The sequence below is a fragment of the Vibrio sp. 10N.222.46.A1 genome, assembly GCF_041473595.1.
In the GTDB taxonomy this organism is placed as follows: Bacteria; Pseudomonadota; Gammaproteobacteria; order Enterobacterales; family Vibrionaceae; genus Vibrio; species Vibrio tasmaniensis_A.
This window is the reverse complement of the sequence record NZ_JBFRSN010000890.1, coordinates 1-5,047: the sequence shown is the minus strand read 5'-3', so window position 1 is coordinate 5,047 and position 5,047 is coordinate 1. Positions and strand designations below refer to the sequence as shown.

Genomic DNA, 5,047 nt, shown 5'->3' with positions numbered 1-5,047 from the left:
GTGTACGACGAACATGGTAGATCAATTCATATTGAGCTTCAGAACTTGAAACATTGTCCAGTTCACGGATGCTCTTCAGAACTTTGCCAAGACCATAGATTTCACGTGTTGCCGCGTAAGCATTGGCAATATCAACAATATTTGCGCCCGTCTCTTCTTGCAGACGAGTAACGAAGTTACAACCCATCTCGTTAACCATTTGGTTAGCCAGTGCCGTCGCAATGATTTCAGAACGTAGTGGATGATTATCCATGTGCTGAGAGTAGTTACGACGTAACGCTGTTGGGAAGTATTGCATAAGCTGTTGAGCATGGAATTCATCATTAGCGATATCATCACTAACAAGATCTTCTTTAAGCACCATTTTACCGTAAGCAACAAGTACAGAAAGCTCTGGTCTTGTTAGGCCTTGGCCCTGCTTTTCACGCTCAAGCAGTGTTTCGTCATCAGGGATGTATTCCAAACCACGATCCAAGTACCCTGCTTTTTCCATTGTATGAATAAAGCGGATTTGCTCTTTGACTAAGCCAACACCTTGATGCTCAGTAACCGAAATAGACTCAGCTTGGCAATATGCGTCGTCTAGTACGATTTCGCCCACTTCATCTTCCATTGATTCAAGCACTTGGTTACGTTGCTTAACGGTTAGATCACCATTAGACACCAAACCATTCAAGAATATCTTAATGTTTACTTCATTATCCGAACAGTCAACACCACCAACGTTATCAACGAAGTCAGTATTAACGCGGCCACCCGTCAGCGCATATTCAATACGACCCAATTGAGTCATACCCAAGTTACCGCCTTCACCAACAACCTTAGCTTTCAGGTCACGGCCATCGATACGAAGGACGTCATTTGCACGGTCACCTACGTCAGTATGAGTCTCGTTCGAAGACTTAACGTATGTACCGATACCGCCATTCCAAAGAAGATCAACCTGCATAGACAAGATCGCTTTGATCAAGTCATTTGGTGCCATTGATGCTTTCTTAGTACCTAGCATTTTCTGAATTTCAGGCGTCAGAGAGATAGACTTCGCTCGACGAGAGAAGATGCCACCACCTTGAGAGATAAGGTCTTTGTTGTAATCTTCCCAGCTTGAACGAGGAAGATTAAACAAGCGCTCACGCTCTACCCAGCTTGATGCTGATTCTGGATTCGGGTCGATGAAAATATGCATGTGGTTAAACGCAGCTTGCATACGAATATGCTTAGACAACAGCATGCCATTACCAAACACATCGCCCGCCATATCACCTACACCGATAGCGGTGAAGTCCGTTGTTTGACAGTTGATGCCCATTTCACGGAAGTGACGTTTAACAGATTCCCAGCCACCTTTCGCAGTGATACCCATGGCTTTATGGTCATAACCGTTAGAGCCACCAGAGGCAAATGCATCGCCTAACCAGAAATTGTATTCAGCAGATACTGAGTTTGCTAGATCTGAGAACGTTGCGGTACCTTTATCGGCGGCAACAACCAAATACGGGTCATCTTCATCGTGACGAACAACACTCTTAGGTGGAATAACCTCACCTTCAATGATGTTGTCTGATACGTCTAGTAGTGCACGGATGAAGCGCTTGTAACAACGTTGACCTTCAGCAAAGATCTCGTCTCGGCCAGACATAGTATGCTGACGCTTACAAACGAAACCACCTTTTGCACCAACCGGTACAATTACTGTGTTCTTAACTTGCTGTGCTTTAACTAGGCCTAGAATCTCAGTACGGAAATCCTCTTGACGGTCTGACCAACGTAAACCACCACGAGCGACTTTACCGCCACGTAGATGCACACCTTCAATGTCTGGTGCGTAAACGAAGATCTCAAACGCAGGAACTGGCGCTGGGATATCTGGGATCTCGCTTGGTCTCATTTTCAGAGCCAACCAAGGTTTAGACTGTTTGTTGTCGTCTAACTGGTAGTAGTTAGTACGAAGCGTTGCTGTGATCATTTCCATGTAACGACGAATGATACGATCATCATCCAAGCTTTCTACATGATCCAACTGTTCAGTGATCTTCTTAATAAGATCTTGTTGGCCTTTCGCGCTGCCCTTTAATTTAGGATCAAAACGCTTGCCGAATAAGCTCACTAACCCTTTCGCTAGATCTGGGTAATGAGACAATGTGTCTTCAATGTATTGTTGGCTGAATGGGAAACCCACTTGGCGCATGTAACGCGCATACGCACGTAAGATTGAGATTTCACGGCCAGAAAGACCCGCACCCAATACCAAGCGGTTAAAACCATCGCTGTCTAATTCACCTTCCCAAATCGCAGCAAAGGCTTGTTGGAATAGATCGCGCGCTTCACGAAGATCAATCGTCTTGTCACTCTTATGCAGCATCGAGAAATCAAGGATCCAATAAGTCACCCCATTGGTCTTGCGTACTTCATAAGGTGATTCACCAATAACGCGCAGGCCAAAATTTTCAAGCATTGGCATAACATCAGACAGGTGAATCGGCTCATCACTGTGGTAGAACAGCTTCAAACGAACAGCTTTAGAGTCTGCCGCTTCTTCTTGAGGGCGGTAGAAAAGCATGCCCAGTTTGTTGTCTTCACTTAGTGCTTCTAAACGCTCGATATCTGCAACCGCAGAACCAGGCATCATGTCTTCTTTGTACGAACGTGGGAATGCACGCATGTACTCTTTCGATAACGGAAGACCTTTGCTCTCACCGAAGTTAGCAACGATTGATTCAGACAGGCGGTCATCCCACGTAGACGATACTTCCATTAAATTTTGCTCAATTGTTTTCACGTCCACATCCATGTTGTTGTTATCAACACGAACAATATAGTGCGTTCTCGCCAGTGGGCTTTCAGAGAAGTATGTCGTGAATTCGACCTCTTCTTCGCAACCGAAATACTGCTTCAAGATGCGTTGGGTTTGACGACGAAGTTCGGTGTTGTAACGATCTTTGGTAACGTAAACCATGCAGCTAAAGAAACGGCCAAACGGGTCTTTGCGAACAAACAAACGCAGAAGATCGCGATCTTGCATTTGAACTACGCCAGTACCGACTTCTAGCAATTCTTCTTCACGAGCTTGAAGCAGTTCATCTCGCGGGTAGTTTTCTAGAATGTTGTGCAGAGCTTTGTAAGAGTATGAACCTTCACGGTAACCACTCGCGTCTAAGATACGCTCTACTTTCTCGCGAACAAGAGGAATAGTTTCAACGGTTTGGTTATAAACGGCAGAGGTGTAAAGACCAGTAAAGCGGTGTTCACCAATGACCTTACCGTTCTTATCGAACTTCTTAATACCAATGTAATCATTGTAAGCTGGGCGGTGAATGCGTGAAGCCGTGTTGCCCTTGGTTACGATAAGTACATACGGTTTTTTCGCTTCTAAGCGTGCCGAGTCAGAAAACTCAGACAGCTTAACGTTACGCACACGATCTGAATTCGCAAACAAACCAAGGCCTTGCTCCTTGGTCGGTTGTAGTTCTGTGTCGCCATTTACAGAAACAAGGTCATATTCCTTGTAGCCCATAAACGTAAAGTTGTGCTCGCCTAACCAACGAAGAAACGCCAACGTCTCATCAAAACGTTGGCCGTCTACAGGAATACTTTCTTTTTGCTTTTCAACTTGATTCGTTACTTCCTCAAGTTTTTCAACCATCTTCAGCCAATCGTTCACGACTAAACCAGTATCGGTAAAGATATCCAGTAGTTCCGTTTTGAGCGCTGTCATTTCAGCTTTGCTGCTAAGACGGTCTACTTCGATATGGAAAAGCGATTGGAATGCACCTTCGTTATTGCTCACGCCGACAACACTGCCCTTATCAGTGCGAGAGATTTGTGTTGGATTGTGAAGCATAAGGTGAGAAGAAAGGTCTAGGCGAGTCAGCGCCATTTTTACAGAGTCTACAAGGAATGGGCTATCTGGTACGACTATCTCTACGATAGTGTGAGTAGATTGCCAACCTTGACGACTTACTGTCGGGTTAAAAACACGAACAGAGATTTGGTCAGCTTTCTTTTCATTGATGTGATGCCATAAGCTAACTACAGCACCATATAAATCGGATTCGTTTCTCTGAGTTAGATCGTCGTGAGAAACATTACTAAACAAGTGTTGAGCAAGTTGAGTTACGAGAGGTCGATGAGCAAGGTCAAGTTTGTCTTGAATCAGTTTGTAAACTTTTTCAAGTAAAACTGGAACCACAGTTTCACGTGCGGTCATAGTCACACTCCACAATTAGAATTTTATTTTATTATTAGGGGGCTTACTTAAGCTAGCGTTTGAATCAAGCCTTCAAGGCCAGTTCTACTAACGAGTTAAGCAAAGGTAATGCATTCATTTATTGTAAAAGCATTATTGATAAATAGTTAATTGTTTTAGAGGTGGTAAGAGGTGAAATGTTTGATTATGTGATTAAGATTCCCTTTAACTCACTAGGCACGCCAAGCTTTACAGAGCTTCCAACTTAATAAACTTATTTTTTTGGTCAGTTGTTAACCTAAACTGTCCTCTAACCCCTATTTGTGTAAGAAATGGTCTGAAGCGAGTTGCAGGTAGCTGTAAGCGTAACCCTGTTGTTGTTATCACTTGAACTTTACTTGCGGCACCCGAGTAGCTAGCCAAAAACTGCTGATATGAGATGTTAAGTTGGAAAATATAGCGATTCATACGATACCTGTATACATATACAGTGCCGGTGATTTTTGGCACTTAACGATGTCTGAAAATGAAACTGCTCTAGCTTATCGAAAATTCGATAAGCTAGAAACAAAAAATCAGTGGCAGATATTCTCTACCACTGATGACTTTTCGTTACTAGTAAACTGTTTATTAGCAAACCGCTTATGATCGAACGGTTACCTGAATAAGCGGCTGACTTAAGCCTCTAGTGCTTTTGCCACTTTCTCGAATAAGTCTTTTGCAAGGTTGTCCATGTTCTTCAGCGTCTCAAGTTCTTTTTTGATTAGAGCTTGGCGTTCATCATCGTACTTACGGAACTTAAGTAGCGGGTCAATCAAACGTGAAGCCACTTGCGGGTTGCTGCTGTTCAGTTCACGTAGG

Annotated in this window: 3 protein-coding genes; all 3 read right to left on the bottom strand. The window is 43.7% G+C overall.

What is annotated here, in order from left to right:
- Positions 1–4,207, bottom strand: a 4,207-nt coding sequence (locus AB4496_RS21550) for an NAD-glutamate dehydrogenase (protein WP_372131906.1), incomplete at its 3' end; no start/stop codon positions are given.
- Positions 4,208–4,435: 228 nt separating this feature from the next.
- Positions 4,436–4,654: a DUF2835 domain-containing protein gene (locus tag AB4496_RS21545; RefSeq protein ID WP_004733645.1), complete on the bottom strand. Its 219-nt coding sequence runs from the start codon at positions 4,652–4,654 to the stop codon at positions 4,436–4,438.
- Positions 4,655–4,863: 209 nt separating this feature from the next.
- On the bottom strand, positions 4,864–5,047 hold a 184-nt coding region (locus tag AB4496_RS21540; protein WP_372131904.1), incomplete at its 5' end, for an aminopeptidase N C-terminal domain-containing protein.